This is a genomic window from Hydrogenobaculum acidophilum, from assembly GCF_054656715.1.
Map to the genome: position 1 here is coordinate 38,273 of NZ_BAAHXP010000008.1, position 19,138 is coordinate 57,410.

Below are 19,138 nucleotides of genomic sequence, written 5' to 3' on the forward strand. Positions count from 1 at the left end.
ATAATATAATATTTATCCAAAGTAGGCGACGTGGCCGAGAGGCGAGGCGCGGGACTGCAAATCCCTTTTACAGCGGTTCAAATCCGCTCGTCGCCTTAAACATAATCATAGAAATCCTTGACAATCAATCTAAACTCCTTCTTAAACAATTATCTGACTTTTTGGCTCGCTATAATAAAGTTTATACACTTTATTATCAATTCATTTTATCTTATTTAAACTCGTTATGGCACAGTTATGGCACACACTGATTATCAATGATTTGTAGTTGATATATGTGCGTAAGGTATTGTGGTAGCGTGGTTGATTGGGTTATTAGGTTATAAAGCTTCTAATTTCGCCAAACTCAAACAACAACGGCTTTTAGTAGAATATATTGGATGGGGCAAGTGCATCATTCATGGGTAATAGAAAAATAAGAGCTTCAAGGTTTCACAGTTAAAATAAATTTCTTTTTATTGGCTCTTATCTATGGCATGCTTGTCAAATTATGATACATTCTATGAGTCTAGGATTTAAAATTAAAATTGGAAGTTAGGCTATTCTATAGATTACATTGATACTCTACTAAGAAAATACTTAGATAAATTAATGCACTTATAATTTATTCACAAGCATCTTAACTCTTAATGTTATAATTATATAATGTCTAAAAGTCTTATAGATTGTGTAAAAGAAGAAATAGAAAATTTCATTAAGGAAAATAGAATAAAGTTTTTAAAAATAAAGAATGCACCTGCACCAAAGGATAAAGAAGAAAAAGGAAAAAATCAATACAAATGTGAAAAGTGGATGACAACAGAACTTTATTTCAGATTTAGTGATATCTTCGATAGGGTGGTACCAGAGCCTGGCAAGCGCGAAGGAGATATGTTCATTCAACATAAAGATGAATGTCTTTTTATAGAAGCTAAAGAAAGATTCCATGGTGGCGGCAATGCTAATTATATCAAAGATAAAAATGGCTTGTGTAAAGCAATTGAGGAATTCATTAATCACAATTGTAAAAAATTTTTATTCTTTTCAACATATAATGAGCCTATTGATGAAATTTTGAAAAATAAAGAAAATAAAGAAAATAAAAAAAATAAAAAAAATAAAACTACGTATAAAAAATTTAAAGATATATTAGATAAGCAAAAATCTAGTAAAGATATTTGTATTAAAATAATAAATGAAATGAAAAGTAATGAGATAGCAGATTATCCAATAGAACGAGAAATTGAAATTCAAGGAAATAATATAGAAAAAAATTAAAATCAATATAGAACAAAAAGAAATTAATCTATATTGTGAAACTTTATATTTACATTTTTATACTTTTGAAAAAAAATAAATACTACCAAAAACAAAAAATATGTTATTTTTATGGAAGAAAATTTTTTTATGGAAGATTGTTTCGTGGCATACTTAGATGTACTTGGTACTACAGAGTTTGTAAGAAGCATAACAACAAATCAAGAAAGATTTAAACGCTTGATTGAGGTTTTTAAGATTAATCCAAAATTTACTAACGAGAAAGAACCAAGTAAACACGGCAAATTATCTATTAGAAGTTTCTATTTTTCCGATAGTTTTGCCTTTATAATGAAAGAAGAAGAACACAATTTACCTCACTTACTCTTAATATTAAGATATTTACAGGATAAATTTTGGGAAATAGATTTTTGTTTACGTGGCGCGGTCACTATAGGCAAAATGTATTGGCCAAATGAAGAGGAAAAAATATTGTTTGGAGAAGGAATAATAGAAGCTCATAAACTAGAGGAAGAAATAGCAATTTATCCTAGAATAGTTATTAGCGATAAGCTTTATAAATATATAAAGAAAAATGATATAGAAGGATACCCATTTACAGAAAAAGGATATCGGTTATTAGATGCCATAGTACAAAATCAAGATGTTTACTTCTTAGATTTATTAGATAAGAAAGTTCTTAGAAGGTTTGATGAAAAAATAGAGGAGAAAGGTGAATATTTTAGCATTACGTGGAGTAGCAATAAAAGTAGCTTAGAGCAAATAATAAGGCATGTAGAAGATATTGTAGATGAAAATTTAAAAAGGAAAAAAACTAGGAGAAAGGCAAAAACAAAAATATAGATGGTTACATGTGTATCTACAAGAGAAAAGACAACAAGAGAAAAGAGAAGAATAATACTTCGGGTAAAAAATTAACTCCATACTTTCCCCTCACTAGTTTTCAAAAAGCTAAAACTTACAAGTATACCAAGGTTTATAGCATAAGCATACAAATAAGCGAAATAAGCAAGATAAGTTTGCCATAGTTAATTTAGGTATTGTACTTTTTTATGATTTATATTATGTTTCATTTTGCTCAATATGAGCTATCAGACTTGACAAAGTATCTAGAAGCGTTCTACTTTTAGAGAATAACTCTGTAATAAGAATTTTTAACTCTTGATCGTTGTTACAATGAAGACAACTTTCAGCAATGTGATGAAAATCTCTATGAATATCTCCTAATCTTTTAAAGATTCTGTGTGCCATCTCTCCGTAATTATTTAATATGTAATTATCATCAAAGCTATAATATATTTTACCAAAATTGCATTCAGTGTATCGAGGTGGTGTCCAATCCAATTCACCGCTCATAAGCTTTCTTAAATTGTCTATGTATATTTCATGTTGACGAACAGCTTCAATAAATTTTTCTAAGATAACATTAACTGTGACATCGTTTTTTTGTTACTCTCTAATTTTTTAATTTTATCTTCTATAGAGCTAGCTAAATATTTGGCCAATATGTCAAGTCTATTTAAAACATCTTTGTTTAAATTAGGCATTGCAAACCTCCACGTTTATACTGCAATGATTATTTTAAACTTAATCCAACTTTCCAATTTAAACATGATATAAAGTATCAAAAAGCCTACTATAAGATAATTTTTAAAAATCTCTATATGAGCCTAATAAAACTTAGGTTATGAAGATTCTATCGCAACCCTGTTTGTGATTGTAAGCAATTTGCTAAAGATGATAGGCAATAAACACAAGACAAACAAACCAAAGTTCTCTTATAACAAGTCTACCACTGATAACAGAGAATATAAGAGCTGTTTCTATTGAGGAATCTCAAAAACCTTTTGTAAATTGCAAACCTTTATATTTAAATATATTTGAAGGAGGTATAGTGTTATAGACTTATAAGCTATTTGTCGTTGCTTTTATCATACATCAATACTATTTTGCCATTCTTGACAAATAGCATATTATCTTTAGATAATTTTATTTTTTTCTTGTTTTCTAAAAGCTTTAAAACAAGCTCTGTTTTTTGAAAGGTTTTTGTTTTAAATATTTTTCTTACTATACGCCTTTGTATAGCTTTTGGCTGTTGTTTTAGGCTTTTTATATCAAAAACATCTATACTTTTTATAACATTAGAAGTGTAAGAATCCAAGAATGCCTCTTCGTCTTGAAGTATCAAAGACTCTTGAAAAGCGATGTGAAGGAAATTTTTGTTTATGGTTTTTAAAATGGGTATTACCCTATGCCTTATAAGGTTCCTTGATATACTCTCATCGTAGTTTGTGTAATCTTCTTTCCACCTAAGGTTTTGAGATATCGCAAAAGCTTTTATCTCTTCTTTGGTGGTTGTTATAAGAGGTCTTATGATGTTATTTTGAAAAGCCTTAAACCCAGCCAAGCCTTTTAACCCTCCACCCCTTACAAACCAAAGTATCATGGTCTCTGCCAAATCATCCAAGTGATGAGCCGTGGCTATCTTGTTAAAACCCTTTTCTTTAGCGATTCTATTTAAAAACTCGTATCTTTTTTTACGGGCGTTTTCTTCTTTGTTTCCTTTTAAAGATTTTATATCGTAGCTTCCCACATATATTGGCATATCTAAGCTTTTAGCAAACTCCACACAAAAAGCCTCGTCCTCATCGGCATCTTCTCTTAGCTTATGGTTAAAATGAGCAAGGGCTATATCTATACCAAAAACATCTTTTAATCTAAAAAGCAAATAAGACAACACCACAGAATCAACCCCACCCGAAAAACCTACAAGGATTTTATCACCTTTTTCAATTAGTTTAAATAAGTTGTTGGCTTCAAATATCTTTCTTGCAAGGTTCATTTAGGCTTTCTTTGAGTAATCCCTTTGGCCAAAAAGGTATGTGCCTATCCTAACAATGGTAGCCCCCTCTTCTATGGCTATCTCAAAATCATGAGACATCCCCATAGAAAGCTCTTCTAGTTTTATATTAAAGGTTTTTTCCAATTCCTCTTTTAAGTTTCTTAGCTTTTTAAAAAAAGGACGAACTCTCTCTTTATCTTCAAAAAATGGCGGTACACACATAAGCCCTTTTAAGTTGATGTTTGGTTTTGAGAGTATATACTCTGTCAAGGTTTTTAAATCCTCTTCTTTTACACCAGACTTAGAAGCCTCATCCCCTACGTTTACCTCAACAAGCACATCCATATGCTCCATCCTTTTTGAAATCTCATCCACAAGGGCCTTTCTATCTACCGAATGTATCAGCTTTACCTTGTCTTTTAGATACTTTACTTTGTTTGTTTGGAGCACTCCTATAAAATGCCATTTTATATCAAGGTCTTTCAATGCTTCGTACTTTCCTAAAAACTCTTGGACTTTGTTTTCTCCAAAAAGCCTAATACCTAATTGATAGGCCTCTCTAATAATTTCTGGAGCTACCGTCTTTGTAACCCCCAAAAGCTTTATCTCTTCTTTTTTTCTTGATGCTTTTAAAGCGGCTTTCTCTATCTTTTCATACACCTCTTCAATACGTTCTTTTAGCATAAATTTTATTATACATTGCTTTTTATTAAAAGCTAAACTATTAGGAAGTTTTATATTCCAAATTATATGCCAGTTCTAAATTTGGTTTATTTTGCAAATGAAAGCTAATAATTTAACCTTTATCTTAATTTATTTAAATATAACACAATCCTTAAAACAATTTGGCTTTAAAATAGTTTTATGGCTTTTAAGAAGATGAAGTTTAGCTTTTATATAAAAGAAGACAGTATGGCAAGGGAGTTTGCAAAGTATATAGAGCAAGAGCTTAAGGTGATGGGGCAAGAGGTGGTGGATAAAAAAGAAGATGCCGATATTATCGTGGTAATTGGTGGGGATGGGACGTTTTTAAATGCGGCAAGGCATGTTGCAAACCTTCAAAAAAGCGTTGGCAAGCCGTTGCCGATAGTGGGTATAAACCTTGGAAGGTTAGGGTTTTTAACGGAGATACCAAAAAAAGACGCCAAAAATATGCTAGGGCTTATCGTTCAAGGTAAATATAAAATTATAGATAGAATGATGATAGATGTTCATCTAAACAATAAATACTTGGGGGCCTATTTAAACGATGCTGTATTAGCTAGGTCTTATCTTTCAAGGCTTATAGACATAGAGATTTATCAGCAAAATCATGTGATAGCAAATTTAAGAGCAGATGGGATTATAGTATCAACACCCACTGGCTCTACCGCCTACGCTCTCTCTGCCGGAGGACCAATACTCACCCCTGAGCTTCAAAATATGTTGCTGGTACCCATATGTCCTCACACTATCTCGGTAAGACCAATAGTTTTGTCCTCCGATGCTCTTATAAGCCTAAAACTAGGAGATAAAACAAAAGAAGCTTATCTTACCCTCGATGGTCAAGAGTTTTTTAATATATCAAAAGAAGACGTGGTGCTTGTAAAACGTTCTGATGTCGTTTGTAAAACGATAAGCTTAGATAACATAAGCTTTTTTGACGTTATAAGAGACAAGCTTGGATATGCTTAAAAACTTGTTTTTATCATTTTCAGAATATTAGAATATTCTTATATTCTTAACTTATGATATCATATTATATTCTATGTGGTTAGAAGTTATTAATTATGCTAAATTATTTATTTAGGAGGCGATGATATGATGTTAAAATATACTGCGTTTGGGCTGTCTTTTTTGGCGTTTATAAATTTATCGCTAGCCCAAGATATAACCTTAGACTACGCTATAAAAGAAGCTCTTAAAAACAACCTTGCCATAAAGGCAAAACAATACGATGTAAAATCAAAAGAATATCAATTAGAAAGCGTAAAGGGTATGCTTTTCCCAAGACTTAGCCTACAAACATCTTTTAACCGCACCAACATAGCCCCTTGGAGCATAATGAACAGAATGGACACAAGAAGCCTTCAGTTTCCAAGCCCACCGCCTCAATTTTTCCAAGCACCATATACAACCCCTTATATGGTAGGTAGTGCATTCCAATCTATGCAAGACTTTTTTAACAACCCCGGTGCTTCGCAACTTTATCAAACCCAGCTAAATTTACAAATACCTATATGGATGGGTGGTAAAGTCCAAGCTTATGAAAATGCTTCTTATCATGCTCTTAAAAGCACTAAAAAAGAGCTAAATCAAACAGAGCAAGATATCGTTTACAACGTATACAAAGCTTACTTAGGAGGGCTTTTGGCAAAAGAAGGTATAAAACTTGCCACCCAAGCCGTAAAAGATGCACAAAAACACGTAGATATGGCTGAGTCCTACTATAAAACTGGTATGGCACTTTTCTCAGACACGTTAAGGGCAAAAGTATATCTTCATCAAGCAGAACAAAAACTAGTAGAAGCCAAAAACAACTACAAGACTGCTAAAAGAGCTTTGTTTTTGCTAATGAATAAACCTTATAAAGATGTGGATTTAAAGGGAAATCTATACTGCCCAAATCACATAGATAGAGAAGCTCTTATAAGCGCTGTATATCAAAAACCCCAGATAAAATCCATGGAAGAAAAGTTGAAAGCCTTAAAATCTATGAGAAGAGCGTATATAGGCGATTATCTACCTCAAGTGGGAGCTTTTGCTTCATATTCGCTCTTTGACAACTCAACACCCTTTGGAGCTACCGCCAACGGTTATATGGTAGGCGTTGGTGTAAATTGGAATCTATTCGATGGTTTGACGGCTTTTAACAAGATAAGAAGCATAAATGAGCAAAAATTAATGCTTAGCTCTTATATAGATTATATGGCGAAAGGGTCTATATTCAAAATAAACAAAGCTTTAGCAGATTATGAAAACGCACTGGCTATGATGAAGTATGCCAAAAAAGAAAAAGAGGAGTCAAAAGCCACCCTAAAGGTGATGGACCAAAGATACAAAGTCGGGTTAGCAAAAATAACGGATGTTATAGATGCCGAGACCCAATACGATAAGGCGAGGTTTGATTTTGCAAAAGCCATGTATGATTGCAATTTAGCTTACATAAAAAGCCTATATCAAGCTGGACTATTAAACAAGGAGGTAAAGTAATATGAACACCCTCAAAAAGTATGTCCTTTATTTCATAATACCCATGGTGGTTATAATACTATGGTTAGGCGGATTTTTTGAGCATAAGATTTCTCCCGGTGAAAAGCCCATAAAACCAAAAGTCATCTCAAATGTAAAAGTTATAACGGTAAGCTCTTCCACACCTTTAGAAGAAGAATTTGATGGTGTAGTAAGCGCAAAAAACCATGCTGCAATATCTACAAGGCTTATGAGCAAGGTTATAGGAGTTTACGTAAAAGACGGTGATTGTGTAAAAAGAGGTCAGCTTCTTGTAAAATTAGACACTCAAGATATATCTAGTATGGTAGCTCAAGCTAACTACGGTGCCAAACAAGCCCAAGACCAAATGAAAGCAGCAGAAGCCAACTTACAAGCCATATCAAAAACCTATCAAAGGTTTCAAAGGCTTATAAAAACAGGAGCAGTAACTAGACAAGAGTATGACGAGGTAAAAGCAAAGTATGAAGCTGCAAAAGCAATGGTAGAACAAGCTAAAAACGCTATATTGGCTGCTAAAGCTGGAGCATCGGCTGCTGGAGCAAACTTAGCTTATGCAAATATAACAGCTCCATTTTCAGGCTGTATTTATATGAAAAATGTAAACGTAGGAGATATAGCAGCCCCGGGTATGCCACTTATGATGATAGACAAACCCCCTTACAGAGTAGATGTGGCATTACCAGAAAAGTATATAAACAAAATAACACCAGGACAAACTCTCAAAGTATACATAGGCGGTATAGATAAAACGGTGGAAGGTACGGTAAAAGAGGTGTCCAAAGCTTTAAATCCAATGTCCCACACTTTTGATGTAAAAATAGATATACTAAACGAAGACGGCATAACAAGCGGGCTTTATGCAAAAGTTTATATTCCTAAAAGCCAAGAAACAGTGGTTACCATACCAAAAGATGCGTTGTTTAAATGGGACGACATAGATGCGGTGTGGCTCGTAGACAAAAACAACATAACCCATATGCAGTTTGTAAAACTTGGTCAAAGAGTAGGAGATAGCTATGTAGTCTTATCCGGTTTAAAACCTGGCGATAGAATAGTAGAAGGAAACGTATACAACGTCTGTGATAAATGTAAAATAGGAGAGTAAATATGTACGGAATAGCCGGAAGGATAGCAAAATACTTCATAGATTCTAAACTTACCCCCATAATGATACTGGTTCTTTTGGCACTTGGTGTATATGCGGTTGTAACCACTCCAAAAGAAGAAGACCCAGATATTGTGGTTCCGATGATAGACATAATGATACCTTATCCTGGTGCCGCTCCAAGAGAAGTAGAGAAAAGGGTGGTTACCCCATTAGAGAAAAAGCTTTGGGAATTAAAAGATATCTCCTATATATATAGTGCTTCTGGAGATGGTTATGGTCTTGTGACCGCAAGGTTTCACGTAGGCACAGACCCAGTAAAAGCTTTGGTAGAGCTAAACGCCAAAATGATGGCATCTTTAAACTTGGTTCCCCCTGGTGTCCAGCTTCCACCTCTTATAAAGGAAAGGTCCATTGACGATGTACCTATTATGACACTTACTTTGTGGGGTAAAGGGTATGATTACTATTCCTTAAGAAGGATTGCAGATACTCTAGACAACGAGCTAAAAACAGTGCCAAACGTAGCCCAAGTAAAAATATACGGTGGTCAGCCAAGAAAATTAAGAGTGCTTTTAGACCCAGCAAAAGAAGCTGCTTACGGGCTATCTCCTGCATACGTAGTACATATAATCCAAGAGGCAAACCAAGAATTACCAAGCGGTTATGTAAACCAAAACAACACTCTTTACTATGTAAAAACCGGAAATTTCATAAGGTCAAAAGAAGATTTGGAAGACTTAGTGGTAGGATGGTATGGCGGAAAACCTGTTTATCTAAGAGATATAGCTACCATAACAGATGGTCCTGGTGGGGTTCACGACTATGTAACTATGGGTTTTGGCGCTGCCTCTAAGCGCTACGGCTCTCCGATGTATCCAGCTGTAACTATATCTATAGCAAAAAGGGCCGGTACAAACGCAGTAAACGTGGCAAACGATGTATTAAAAAAGGTAGACTCCTTAAAAGGTACGGTGATACCGTCTAGCCTTCATATAACCGTTACAAGAAACTATGGTAAATCCGCCCAAAATAAGTCAAACGAACTTATAGAGCACCTTTTTATAGCCACGGCTTCCGTTATACTTCTTATAGCTGTGGCTCTAGGTCTCAGAGAGTCTGCTATAGTGGCAATAGCCGTACCAGTAACGCTTGCTTTTGCACTATTTTTCAGTAAACTGTATGGATTTACCATCAACAGGGTAACACTCTTTGCTCTTATATTCTCTATCGGTATACTGGTGGATGCCGCTATTGTGGTAGTAGAAAATATACACAGATGGTTTGAATTTTTCCCAGAGCTTCCAAAACACGACGCTATCGTAAGGGCTACCGATGAGGTTGGAAACCCTACTATACTTGCAACGTTTACCATCATAGCCGCTTTGATGCCAATGGCTTTTGTAGGTGGTCTCATGGGTCCTTATATGAGACCAATACCTGTAAATGCTAGTGCCGCAATACTATTTTCTCTGTGGGTGGCTTTTACCATTACCCCATGGGCCGCTTATAAATTTTTGAAGCATGAAAACCATCACGACAAAAGCGAAAAACCTGTTATAAACATAAAAGATACCGTATTTTGGAAACTATATTGTAAAATGGTAGAACCCCTTCTTATATCAAAACCCAAAAGAGTCATATTCTATATAGCGGTTTGGTCTTTACTAGGTATATCTGTGGCACTCATATTAAGTAGAGCTGTTATAGTAAAAATGCTTCCTTTTGATAACAAATCAGAGCTTTCTGTAGTATTGAATATGCCAGAGGATACCACCGTTGAACAAACTTACTTGGTGGCTAAAAAAATAGCTGATTACATAGCAAAACAAAAAGAGGTGAAGTATTATCAAATATACGCAGGTCTACCAGAACCTTATGACTTCAACGGCCTTGTAAGGCACTATTATCTTAGAACAAAACCTTACTATGCTCAAATAGCTATAGAGCTTGTTGGAAAAGACCAGAGAAAGATGGAATCCCACGCTTTCGCCCAATATATAAGACCTATGGTACAAAAAATAGCATTTTCTATGGGAGCTTCCTATGTGGGTGTAACAGAGGTCCCACCTGGTCCACCAGTTTTAGACCCTATAGTGGCTGAAATATATGGACCCACACTATCTTCTGAGAGAGCTTTTGCCATGCAAGTTTTAAAGCTTTTCAGACACGATAAAGAAATAACAGATAGCGGTATATATTTGGAGTCAAACGCCCCTCAAATAGATTTTGTAATAGACCAAGCAAGAGCGGCCCAATTTGGAGTTTCTAAAAAAGATATTGTAAGGACTTTAAGAGTAGCCACCGCTGGTTATGAAGCCGGCATTATCCAATCTACCGACACAGAAGCTGTACCAATAGAGGTGAGGATAGCAAGACCTTATAGAACGCTTCAAAATCTTGAAAACCTAGAAATACCAAACAAAAAAGGTCAGCTTATACCACTCTCAAACCTTATAAAAATAGTTAAAAAACCCATACATAAAACCATATACCATGAAAATCTAAGAAGAGTAGTATATGTAATAGGAGATGTGGCTAAAGGAGCTGGTGCACCGTTTTACAGCATATGGGATATAAGGAAAAAAGTCTTAAGCATACCTAACCCATATGGCCATGTATCAGAGCTCTGGATGTCTTTCCCTAAAATTACCAACCATATATATGTAAGATGGGGCGGCGAGATGTATATTACCCTTCAGGTGTTTAGAGATTTGGGTATTGCTTTTGCCGGTGCGCTTTTCATCATATACGTCCTTATAGTAGGATGGTTTAAAGATTTCAAAACCCCAGGTATCATTATGTCTCCAATACCACTTACGCTAGTTGGTATAGTCCCAGGACACTTTATAATGCACGCTTTCTTTACCGCCACTTCTATGATAGGATTTATAGCGCTAGCTGGTATAATACTTAGAAACTCTATACTTCTTGTGGAATTTGCAGAGCAAAGGATAAGAGAAGGGGTACCCCTTCATGTAGCTGTTGTGGAAGCTGGTGTTATAAGGACAAGGCCGGTGCTTTTAACAGCGGCAGCTCTTATAGTAGGAGCTTTTGTTATCATATTCGACCCTATATTCAACGGTCTTGCTATATCCTTGATATTTGGTACTGTAGCGTCCACAGCTCTAAGCCTGGTGCTTATACCGGTTATGTACTACGGTTCTAAGGTAAAAGGTTTACCACCAGAAGCTTGTCCATTGCCAGAAGAAATAAGCAAAGATTTAAGGTCATAAATTTTTTTGGGGGCCTCTTGGCCCTGCCAAACTTTACAAACACCATAAACATTTACCTCTATTAAAAGTTGCCAGATAAAACACCATACAATATTTCCAAAAGCTGGTTTACAAATAGCCAGACATTAGCAAAAAAGAGAACAATATACTTCTTATAGACGTTAATAAAAATATCCTATAGATATGTAATACTTGATAGAGGAATTTATATTTGGTATCTTTGTAATAGGTTTTGCCACATCAAACCTCACTGGTCCTATTGGAGTATATACAAATACACCTACTCCTACATCTTGCTTTAAATTTTTCGTAATGCCAGATATGTTGTTTGCTACGTTGCCAGTGTCTGTAAAAAGAGCTAAATTGAAGGGGCTTTTAACGGGAAAGTCTATCTCATTTCTTAAAAAGCCATAATACTTTCCGCCTTCTGGCGAACCGATATCTTCAAAGTTATAGCCCATCATATCTTTAAGACCACCCAAGAAAAACCTTTGATATATAAGACCGTCGTTTTCTGCCCCAAAACCAAATTTAAAACTATAAAATATTTTGTCTATTATATGTATAAGGTAATACGTATTTATATTAAAGCTGTTGTAACCGGTTTGTAGGCTTTTAGTAAAGGTAACGTTGTCATATCCAAGTTTGGTGGGATTTGTAGGTTTGTTTTTGTAGTCTCTCGTAAGATTGAAGCTTATAGTCTCTTGATTAGAATAGCCATTGTCTTGGATTGGAGCGTTGTATACGTAATCTCTTGTCTTAGAGTACCCTACGGTAAATGTATAATATCTTCCAAACCTTCTCCCAATGTCAAAGTTTATGCCTTTTGATACAAAATAGTAGCTGTTGTGGATTTCAAAATCCCTTTGATAGAAGATATCTCCCAAATAATCTTTGGAGAACAAAAACTTATCAGCTATACCAAGTTTGTAAGTGGTGTTTAAGCTAGATATGTCGTAGTTAAAAGTAGCCATTGCAGGAGTACCAAAAAGGTCTGCCCACGTTAAAGCGCTATCCAATACAAGTCTTTGTTCTGTGTTGTATCCGGCTTTTATCCTAAAAAACCCTCTTTTACCCTCTTGAAGTTCTATGAGCCTATCTACTTTTTTGTCCTTCTTATTTAAGAATGTTTCTATATTAACGGCCTCAAATATAGAGCTTTCTTCCAAATTTTTTATAGCTCTTCTCTCTTCTTCTAAAGAGTAATACTTTGGTAAAGCTGCCATGTATTGTATGCTATGCTCTAACGTATGGTTGTATCCGTATATCACTGTATTACCGTTTTCATATCTCTTGCCGAGGTCTATATAAAACGTATAAATATATTCATAGTAATGTTTGCCGAGGATTTTAACCTTTGCTATCGGTTTTGCTTTTACATCAAAATAACCGTATTTTTTGGCGGTTAAGATGGTGTCTTTATACAAATCTTCTATATCTTTTGCTTTATATTCTCTCGGGGTTTTATAGCTTTTAAAAATATCTAAAATATGTTTATTTTTTGTGCCTTTTATAAGGATTTTTGCCAGTATAATTTTGTATCCTTTGTTTACATCTATATGCACATTTGCCTCATAGTTTGGCAGTTTATCAATGCTGTACTTGTATGAAAAACCGTATATATAACCTTCTTTCTCTAGCTTTTTGTGGTATATGTTTATTAGTTTTTTAAAAGCCAAAATGTTTAAATACTTATCTTTATAGTGTTTTCTAATAAAACCTTCTAAAGCTTTAGAGTTAGAAAATATATTTTTTAAACTATACCTTCCTCCTTCATGTATGTAAAAGGTGGCTTTTGTATACTCTTTGTTTACCTTATAATGAACCTTTGCATCAAGGTATCCCATATCCTTATAAAACTTTAAAAGATTTTCTTTTGCCTTTTCTAACGTGAAAATATCTATCTCGCTTATGTTTGCTACTGTTTTTAGGATTTTGCTATTAAAAGCCTTGTTACCTTCAAAATATACTTTGTTCAAGGGTCTTTGATATACTTTGTAATAAACATCCACTATACCGCCTTGTCCTAAAGCCGCCTTGGTAAAGGGTATGGGGTAATTTAAAAATTTTGAAATATCGTTTATAAAAACACCTACTATATGAAATATGTTGTGCTTTATTTTTTGTGTGCCAAATATGGCTTTAAAGGGTCTTTTTGTAATTATGGTCTTTAATCCCTCTTGATAAACAAAAACCCTCGCATCTTTACCAAAGTGCTTTCTTACTATGTTGTATATTTTGTTTAGATTGTTTATATTTGCTATATCACCTATTGGAAGAGAAGCATCGTCAAATTTTTTACCGTTTACAAAAACGCCTCTTATAAAGTAAAGGTCTCCTTCTTTTATATTCACATATACATTTAGATATCCATCTTTGGTTTTAGTTATAGTGTCTTTTACTTTTGCTTTTAAAAACCCGTTGTTTTTGTAAAACTCCTCCAGGAAATCTTTTATAAGCTTTTCTTTTTGTTCAATAGATGTCTTTACAGGTGTACCAGGCCTTATGTTTGCTATAGGTATCAAGTCTATGGCGTGATAAAAGTTGTTGCCTCTTATTTTTACATGTCTTATAATAGGGTATCTTTCTATATACAAAATCGGTTTATTTTCTTTAAAACCCAAAACTTTTACATCCTTTATATAATCGATATTTCTTATTATGCCTATCATTCTTTGCAAATTGTCCTTATTTATAACCTTAGAAAAGTTGTTTTTTTGGAGTGGATAGTTTGATTCTATTGTAGCCTCTCCAAACGCTTTGTTTATTATTAAAAGCAACAACAAAGCTATATATTTTTTCATTCTTTCATTATATAAAAAGTTTAAGCAGTTTTCTAATTACAATAAGCTACATTTTATATATATTTTCCCTCTTTTTAACTCTAATAGCTCTTGTCTTTCCATATCTTTTAAAAGCCTTGAAACCACCTCTCTAGCTGTCCCTAAATCCCTTGCGATATCTTCGTGGGTTAAACTTACTACACCTTCGCGAGAGTTGTTCATGAGGTACTCTCTCAACTTTTGGTCTAAAGGTTTTGACATGATTTCATTTAATATATAAAACACGTCATAGGCATTTTTTACGATAGTATCAAGCACAAAGGTCCTCCAATAAGAATATTTGTCAAACCAAGCGTTAGCTATATGGGATGGTATAGTAAAACCTATAACATCTGTTTCACAAACTGCAAAGGCCGGATAAGGTCTATTTTTATATATGGCTAGGTTTGTGAGCATACACGTCTCGCCCGGACCTATTTTATAAAGGAAAATCTCTTTGCCGTTGTTTAACGCTGCATATACTTTTAAATATCCTTCCACTACCACCGGTGTAAAATCGCACCTAGCGCCAGGATAACCTACCATTGTACCTTTTTTTAAGTTTACCAAGGTAGAAAACTTAACTAGCTCTTCCTGAAAATCTTTATTTGCAAATGGAAACAAATTTTTTATACTAAAAGTTTCCATGCTTTTAAAGTTGCATTATATTTAAATATATTTCAATGACAATTATCTTCAAAAGCTACGCCAATTGGCGTAGCAAAAAACATACAGGTTGCAGGTTAATAACTTTGTTTTTGAACTATGTAAGGTTTTAGAGGGACAAGTCTTTCTAAGAGCTCCTTTTGAAGCTTCGGTGGGACTCTGTACTCGTTCAGCACGCCTTCTGTTATCTTTACAAATCTATTCCAATCAGAATCTGTTATACCAAGGCCTGCGTGAGCTTCCTCCATATTTTCACCAGTGTATATACAAGGACCTCCTGTGGCGTTGCAAAGAAAGTCAGTTAGGTTGTTTATGAGCACCTCTTTATGATGGGTGTTTAGGCCTTTAAAGTAAACACCTAGTTTTGGGTCTTGTACTAGCTTTGTGGCTAAAGTTTTGGTTACAGCGGATATGGCGTCGTATCCACCAAGTTCTTGATAAAGTGTCTCTGCGTTTGCAGATGCCAAGCCAACGCTTGCAAAAATAATCGATGCTAAGATGAGCTTTTTCATGTTGCTACCTCCTTAGGTTGATAATGCTAATATACAATCTTTAGTTTTTCTTTTCAGTGACAAAATCACACACCATATTTGATATAAATCATATATAATTTACTCAGCGCAACATGAAAGCTTAGCTATATCTTTTTTAAAAGATTGAGCACACAACTTTATAGATTCTGAAAGAGTAGGGTATACATCTACCATTTGCACAACATCGTCTATAGTAAATCCATATTTTACAAGCATGGCAGCTTTATGTATTAGCTCGGCTCCATGTGGAGCAAGTATATGAACACCTAAGATTTTTCCACTGCTTTTATCTGCTATCATTTTTATTAATCCATCCATTTGCAAACTAAGAGCTGCTCTAGGAACTTTAGAAAAATCGAGCACTCTTACTTCAATCTCCAACCCTTGCTTCCTAGCCTCTGCCTCATCTATGCCAACCCTAGCTACCTCTGGGTCTGTAAATATCGCATTTGGTATTGATAGATAATCTGCTTTTTTCCTATTACCTAACAATGCATTTTCTGCAGCTATACCTCCTTCCATAGCAGCCACAGTTACAAGCATCATTTTTCCAACACAGTCTCCTGCTGCATAAATATCTTTATTAGTAGTCTGCATAAATTCATTAGCCTGTATAAATCCTCTTCCATTTGTCATCACACCCACAGTCCCTAATCCTATATCTTTTGTATTTGGTGCTCTGCCTGTAGCTATAAGTAAATCTGTACCGTAAACTGTTATTTTCTTTCCTTCATGCTCCATCTCTAAAGTTAACTTGCCATTTTCTTCCCATACGTTATTAACTTTGGCATTTGTTAAAATATTCATACCTTCTTTTTCTAAAATTTCCTTAAGCTTAGCTCTTATTTCTGGCTCTTGCGAAATGGCTATCTCTTGAAAAGATTCTACAATTGTCACTTCGCTACCAAACCTAAGGAACACTTGCCCAAGCTCTAACCCTATAGCCCCTCCACCAATGATTATTAGATGACTAGGAAGGTTATCTATATCAAATATATTGTCGCTAGTATAATACTTAACCTTATCAATCCCTTTTATTGGAGGAATACCTGGTCTTGAGCCTGTAGCCACTATAGCTTTGCCAAAGCCCACCTTATCTTCCTCCACCAAAGCCATTCCTTCACTAACAAGCTTTCCCCTAAGGTTTCTATATTCTATTTGCGGGTAGGCTTCTAAAACATTCCAATATTTTCCTTTTCTTAGCTCTTTTAAAAGCTCTTCCTTCTTTTCTATAATATCCCTTATGCTTAAATTGCCCGTTGGTAGATCAACACCTGAAAATGGGTTTTTATTTGGAGTATAAAAAGTATTTGCAACCTCTATTAGGTATTTAGATGGTATACAGCCTCTATTTAGGCATGTACCTCCTATAACATTGTCTTCTACGATTAAAACCCTAGCTCCGATATCAGAAGCTTTGATACCAGCAGCAAATGCCGCAGAGCCACCACCCAATATAAAAAGATCGTATACATCTTTCTTAGGAATATAAACATCAACAGATGGAATCTCTTCAGCTCCATATCCTGCAATCTTAACAGCTTCTATAAGATTTGCGATAGATACGTCGCCTTCTACATTTGCATAGCCTTGAGGAAAATAAACTTCGGCTTTTCTTACGTTATCTACGCTCTCCAGCGCTTTTTTTACAGTTTGAGCACAGTGCTCACATGTCATACCAGTTATCTTTAACCTAACCATAAAGCACCTCCTTAAAAATGAACATTTTTAAACAACGGATAGAATGTGACAAACAAAAGAAACATTACAGATATCCACGTTGCATAGGTACTAAACCTATCAACCCATGACTCTTCACAGGCGCAATTTATATTCTTTTTTCTAATATAAAGCCTGTAAATAGAGTATGATGCTCCAATATAACCAATTATAAGCAAGTATATTCTATAAGGATCAAAAATATGTATAGAGCTTATAAGAGAAGAAGAAGTACTAATCCCTATAGATAACAAGAGAGGGATAAAACAGCAAAGCGATGCTGTAATTGCCGCTAGAGCGCTTAAAACGCTCGAAACAAGCTCTTTCATTTAGCATCCTCCTTTTACCAAGTGTTTAATAGCTTTAATAAACTCTTCAACACCTTTCATGTCCCCAGACTCTATACTTGGTTTGACGCAAGAGTTAAAGTGTTCTTCTAACAACAAAAGCATTACGCTATTCAACGCCGATTTTACAGCAGATATTTGAATAAGTATTTCATTGCAATCCCTTTTCTCCTCCACCATTTTTTGTATACCCCTAACTTGACCTTCAATTTTTGAGAGCCTTTTTATCAGCTCTTGACTCATCTCTTGAGACAAATAAACATCACAGCTTCTCATACCTATACCTCCTATAGGTATAGGATAAAACTTTTCCCAGATAGCTCAATGATATATCTCATATTATACATTTAGATATTTAATTATATTAAATACATGATGCAAGAGGCAGACAATACGGTTGTAGAGCTTGATAAAGTGCTCATTAGCAGCATGAGAGATATGATAAGGGCAAAGGCTTATGAGTTAAAGCAAACAAACGTAGATGAAGATATCGCAAGAGCTATAGACCACATAGAAAGGGTGGCAAGATACACGGAGAAACTTGAAGACCTTGAGAAAAAAGTAAAAAACAACACCTTTAACGGCTATCTTTCCAACGCTGAGATTGTTATAATGAAAATTGTAGAAAGTGTTTTAAAAGATATAGAAAAACTTCAAGAAAAAGAAGGGGTTTATTTAAATCAACTGAAGCTATCTATATATGAAAGCCTAAACGAAATAGCGTCCATCATAGAAAAATATCTTGACTAAAGTTTAGACAAAATCTCTTTTACTTTTTCTATGGACATACCCTCTCTAACAATGCTTATTTTGTCGTTTTCTATCTCTACTATGCTAGAGGCCGCACTGTCTATAAAACCTCCATCTATGTAGAGCGGTATCTCTTCTTTAAAATAATTTACGGCTTCTTCTATAGACTTTGCCGGTGGCTCACCTTCTTTGTTGCAAGATGGAGCTAGTATAGGCCTTTTTAAACTATCCAACAATTCCCTTATGAAACCCTTTTTTGGTATTCTAAAACCTAAATTTTTGTCTTGGGCTTTTAGTATAATGCTAACACCCTCTAATTTAGAAAGCTCGTACACCTTATCGGTAGGTACAAGAGAGTAATCCTCTAAAAAAGATATATCTGGTAAAAGCCTAAGGAAAGGTTTTTTTGAAGGTCTTCTTATTTTGTAAAGGTAGTTTAGGGCTTCTTCATTGTCTAAAGCCAAAACCCCGTATATGGTATCTGTGGGTGCGCAAATGGGTTTATTTTGAAGAAGTATATCTGTTGCAAAGTCTATCAGCCCTTTTTCTCCGATATTTTTTATATTAAAAGCCATGAAAACATGTTAAAGCCTGATATTTTTTTTTCAATGATAAAAAATAGTTTTAGTTTTGTGATTTTGTTTAGTA

The 19,138-nt window shown here is 34.6% G+C and carries 17 protein-coding genes and 1 tRNA gene; 8 read left to right on the forward strand and 10 right to left on the reverse strand.

Going from position 1 to position 19,138, the window contains the following annotated elements:
• Positions 1-24 precede the first annotated feature (24 nt).
• From ACYQZV_RS05595 to ACYQZV_RS05605, 3 genes are all read left to right on the forward strand, one after another.
• Positions 25-96 (forward strand) — tRNA-Cys (locus tag ACYQZV_RS05595).
• A gap of 549 nt (positions 97-645) precedes the next feature.
• The gene (locus ACYQZV_RS05600) at positions 646-1,257 is read left to right on the forward strand and encodes a hypothetical protein (RefSeq protein ID WP_459893959.1); all 612 of its coding nucleotides are present in this window, start codon (positions 646-648) and stop codon (positions 1,255-1,257) included.
• A 111-nt stretch (positions 1,258-1,368) separates the two neighbouring features.
• Positions 1,369-2,100 carry a hypothetical protein gene (locus tag ACYQZV_RS05605; RefSeq protein ID WP_459893960.1) on the forward strand — a complete coding sequence of 244 codons (732 nt, stop codon included), beginning with the start codon at positions 1,369-1,371 and terminating at the stop codon, positions 2,098-2,100.
• A gap of 219 nt (positions 2,101-2,319) precedes the next feature.
• Here the strand turns inward: ACYQZV_RS05605 and ACYQZV_RS05610 are convergent, their stop codons facing one another.
• From ACYQZV_RS05610 to ACYQZV_RS05620, 3 genes are all read right to left on the reverse strand, one after another.
• Entirely contained in the window at positions 2,320-2,613 is a 294-nt protein-coding gene (locus tag ACYQZV_RS05610) for a CZB domain-containing protein (RefSeq protein ID WP_459893961.1), read from the reverse strand.
• Positions 2,614-3,169: 556 nt separating this feature from the next.
• The gene (gene tilS, locus ACYQZV_RS05615; protein WP_459893962.1) at positions 3,170-4,099 is read right to left on the reverse strand and encodes a tRNA lysidine(34) synthetase TilS; all 930 of its coding nucleotides are present in this window, start codon (positions 4,097-4,099) and stop codon (positions 3,170-3,172) included.
• Entirely contained in the window at positions 4,100-4,783 is a 684-nt protein-coding gene (locus ACYQZV_RS05620; protein ID WP_459893963.1) for a YggS family pyridoxal phosphate-dependent enzyme, read from the reverse strand.
• A 180-nt stretch (positions 4,784-4,963) separates the two neighbouring features.
• Between ACYQZV_RS05620 and ACYQZV_RS05625 the strand changes: the two genes are divergently transcribed.
• From ACYQZV_RS05625 to ACYQZV_RS05640, 4 genes are all read left to right on the forward strand, one after another.
• Positions 4,964-5,773, forward strand: a complete 810-nt coding sequence (locus ACYQZV_RS05625) for an NAD(+)/NADH kinase (RefSeq protein WP_459893964.1) — start codon at positions 4,964-4,966, stop codon at positions 5,771-5,773.
• Positions 5,774-5,899: 126 nt separating this feature from the next.
• Positions 5,900-7,291, forward strand: coding sequence for a TolC family protein (locus tag ACYQZV_RS05630; protein ID WP_459893965.1), 1,392 nt, complete (start codon positions 5,900-5,902; stop codon positions 7,289-7,291).
• Position 7,292: 1 nt separating this feature from the next.
• Positions 7,293-8,417, forward strand: coding sequence for an efflux RND transporter periplasmic adaptor subunit (locus ACYQZV_RS05635; RefSeq protein WP_459893966.1), 1,125 nt, complete (start codon positions 7,293-7,295; stop codon positions 8,415-8,417).
• 2 nt (positions 8,418-8,419) lie between these two features.
• Complete coding sequence (locus ACYQZV_RS05640; RefSeq protein WP_459893967.1) at positions 8,420-11,653, forward strand: efflux RND transporter permease subunit; 3,234 nt, start codon at positions 8,420-8,422, stop codon at positions 11,651-11,653.
• 161 nt (positions 11,654-11,814) lie between these two features.
• Here ACYQZV_RS05640 and ACYQZV_RS05645 read toward each other — a convergent pair whose 3' ends face one another.
• The 6 genes from ACYQZV_RS05645 to ACYQZV_RS05670 form a co-directional block, all read right to left on the reverse strand.
• Positions 11,815-14,457, reverse strand: a complete 2,643-nt coding sequence (locus tag ACYQZV_RS05645; protein WP_459893968.1) for a BamA/OMP85 family outer membrane protein — start codon at positions 14,455-14,457, stop codon at positions 11,815-11,817.
• 36 nt (positions 14,458-14,493) lie between these two features.
• A complete protein-coding gene (locus ACYQZV_RS05650; protein ID WP_459893969.1) occupies positions 14,494-15,123 on the reverse strand; it encodes a Crp/Fnr family transcriptional regulator in 630 nt (209 codons plus the stop codon).
• Positions 15,124-15,218: 95 nt separating this feature from the next.
• Positions 15,219-15,653 (reverse strand): group I truncated hemoglobin, encoded by a 435-nt coding sequence (locus ACYQZV_RS05655; RefSeq protein ID WP_459893970.1) that lies wholly within the window; start codon positions 15,651-15,653, stop codon positions 15,219-15,221.
• A 99-nt stretch (positions 15,654-15,752) separates the two neighbouring features.
• Positions 15,753-17,375, reverse strand: a complete 1,623-nt coding sequence (merA, locus tag ACYQZV_RS05660; RefSeq protein WP_459893971.1) for a mercury(II) reductase — start codon at positions 17,373-17,375, stop codon at positions 15,753-15,755.
• 11 nt (positions 17,376-17,386) lie between these two features.
• The gene (locus ACYQZV_RS05665; protein WP_459893972.1) at positions 17,387-17,722 is read right to left on the reverse strand and encodes a hypothetical protein; all 336 of its coding nucleotides are present in this window, start codon (positions 17,720-17,722) and stop codon (positions 17,387-17,389) included.
• Complete coding sequence (locus ACYQZV_RS05670; protein WP_459893973.1) at positions 17,723-18,016, reverse strand: metal-sensitive transcriptional regulator; 294 nt, start codon at positions 18,014-18,016, stop codon at positions 17,723-17,725. It abuts the gene before it with no gap.
• A gap of 96 nt (positions 18,017-18,112) precedes the next feature.
• On the opposite strand from ACYQZV_RS05670, the gene ACYQZV_RS05675 reads away from it, so the two are divergent.
• Positions 18,113-18,490, forward strand: a complete 378-nt coding sequence (locus ACYQZV_RS05675) for a hypothetical protein (RefSeq protein ID WP_459893974.1) — start codon at positions 18,113-18,115, stop codon at positions 18,488-18,490.
• On the opposite strand, the gene ACYQZV_RS05680 is transcribed toward ACYQZV_RS05675, so the two are convergent.
• Positions 18,487-19,065: an L-threonylcarbamoyladenylate synthase gene (locus tag ACYQZV_RS05680; RefSeq protein WP_459893975.1), complete on the reverse strand. Its 579-nt coding sequence runs from the start codon at positions 19,063-19,065 to the stop codon at positions 18,487-18,489. The genes ACYQZV_RS05675 and ACYQZV_RS05680 overlap by 4 nt on opposite strands.
• Positions 19,066-19,138: the final 73 nt, after the last annotated feature.

Bases quoted from the DNA above. Each gene is read 5' to 3' on its own strand.
- ACYQZV_RS05600 (WP_459893959.1), top strand. From the start codon at position 646: ATGTCTAAAAGTCTTATAGATTGTGTAAAAGAAGAAATAGAAAATTTC.
- ACYQZV_RS05605 (WP_459893960.1), top strand. From the start codon at position 1,369: ATGGAAGAAAATTTTTTTATGGAAGATTGTTTCGTGGCATACTTAGAT.
- ACYQZV_RS05610 (WP_459893961.1), bottom strand. From the start codon at position 2,613: ATGAGCGGTGAATTGGATTGGACACCACCTCGATACACTGAATGCAAT.
- tilS (WP_459893962.1), bottom strand. From the start codon at position 4,099: ATGAACCTTGCAAGAAAGATATTTGAAGCCAACAACTTATTTAAACTA.
- ACYQZV_RS05620 (WP_459893963.1), bottom strand. From the start codon at position 4,783: ATGCTAAAAGAACGTATTGAAGAGGTGTATGAAAAGATAGAGAAAGCC.
- ACYQZV_RS05625 (WP_459893964.1), top strand. From the start codon at position 4,964: ATGGCTTTTAAGAAGATGAAGTTTAGCTTTTATATAAAAGAAGACAGT.
- ACYQZV_RS05630 (WP_459893965.1), top strand. From the start codon at position 5,900: ATGATGTTAAAATATACTGCGTTTGGGCTGTCTTTTTTGGCGTTTATA.
- ACYQZV_RS05635 (WP_459893966.1), top strand. From the start codon at position 7,293: ATGAACACCCTCAAAAAGTATGTCCTTTATTTCATAATACCCATGGTG.
- ACYQZV_RS05640 (WP_459893967.1), top strand. From the start codon at position 8,420: ATGTACGGAATAGCCGGAAGGATAGCAAAATACTTCATAGATTCTAAA.
- ACYQZV_RS05645 (WP_459893968.1), bottom strand. From the start codon at position 14,457: ATGAAAAAATATATAGCTTTGTTGTTGCTTTTAATAATAAACAAAGCG.
- ACYQZV_RS05650 (WP_459893969.1), bottom strand. From the start codon at position 15,123: ATGGAAACTTTTAGTATAAAAAATTTGTTTCCATTTGCAAATAAAGAT.
- ACYQZV_RS05655 (WP_459893970.1), bottom strand. From the start codon at position 15,653: ATGAAAAAGCTCATCTTAGCATCGATTATTTTTGCAAGCGTTGGCTTG.
- merA (WP_459893971.1), bottom strand. From the start codon at position 17,375: ATGGTTAGGTTAAAGATAACTGGTATGACATGTGAGCACTGTGCTCAA.
- ACYQZV_RS05665 (WP_459893972.1), bottom strand. From the start codon at position 17,722: ATGAAAGAGCTTGTTTCGAGCGTTTTAAGCGCTCTAGCGGCAATTACA.
- ACYQZV_RS05670 (WP_459893973.1), bottom strand. From the start codon at position 18,016: ATGAGAAGCTGTGATGTTTATTTGTCTCAAGAGATGAGTCAAGAGCTG.
- ACYQZV_RS05675 (WP_459893974.1), top strand. From the start codon at position 18,113: ATGATGCAAGAGGCAGACAATACGGTTGTAGAGCTTGATAAAGTGCTC.
- ACYQZV_RS05680 (WP_459893975.1), bottom strand. From the start codon at position 19,065: ATGGCTTTTAATATAAAAAATATCGGAGAAAAAGGGCTGATAGACTTT.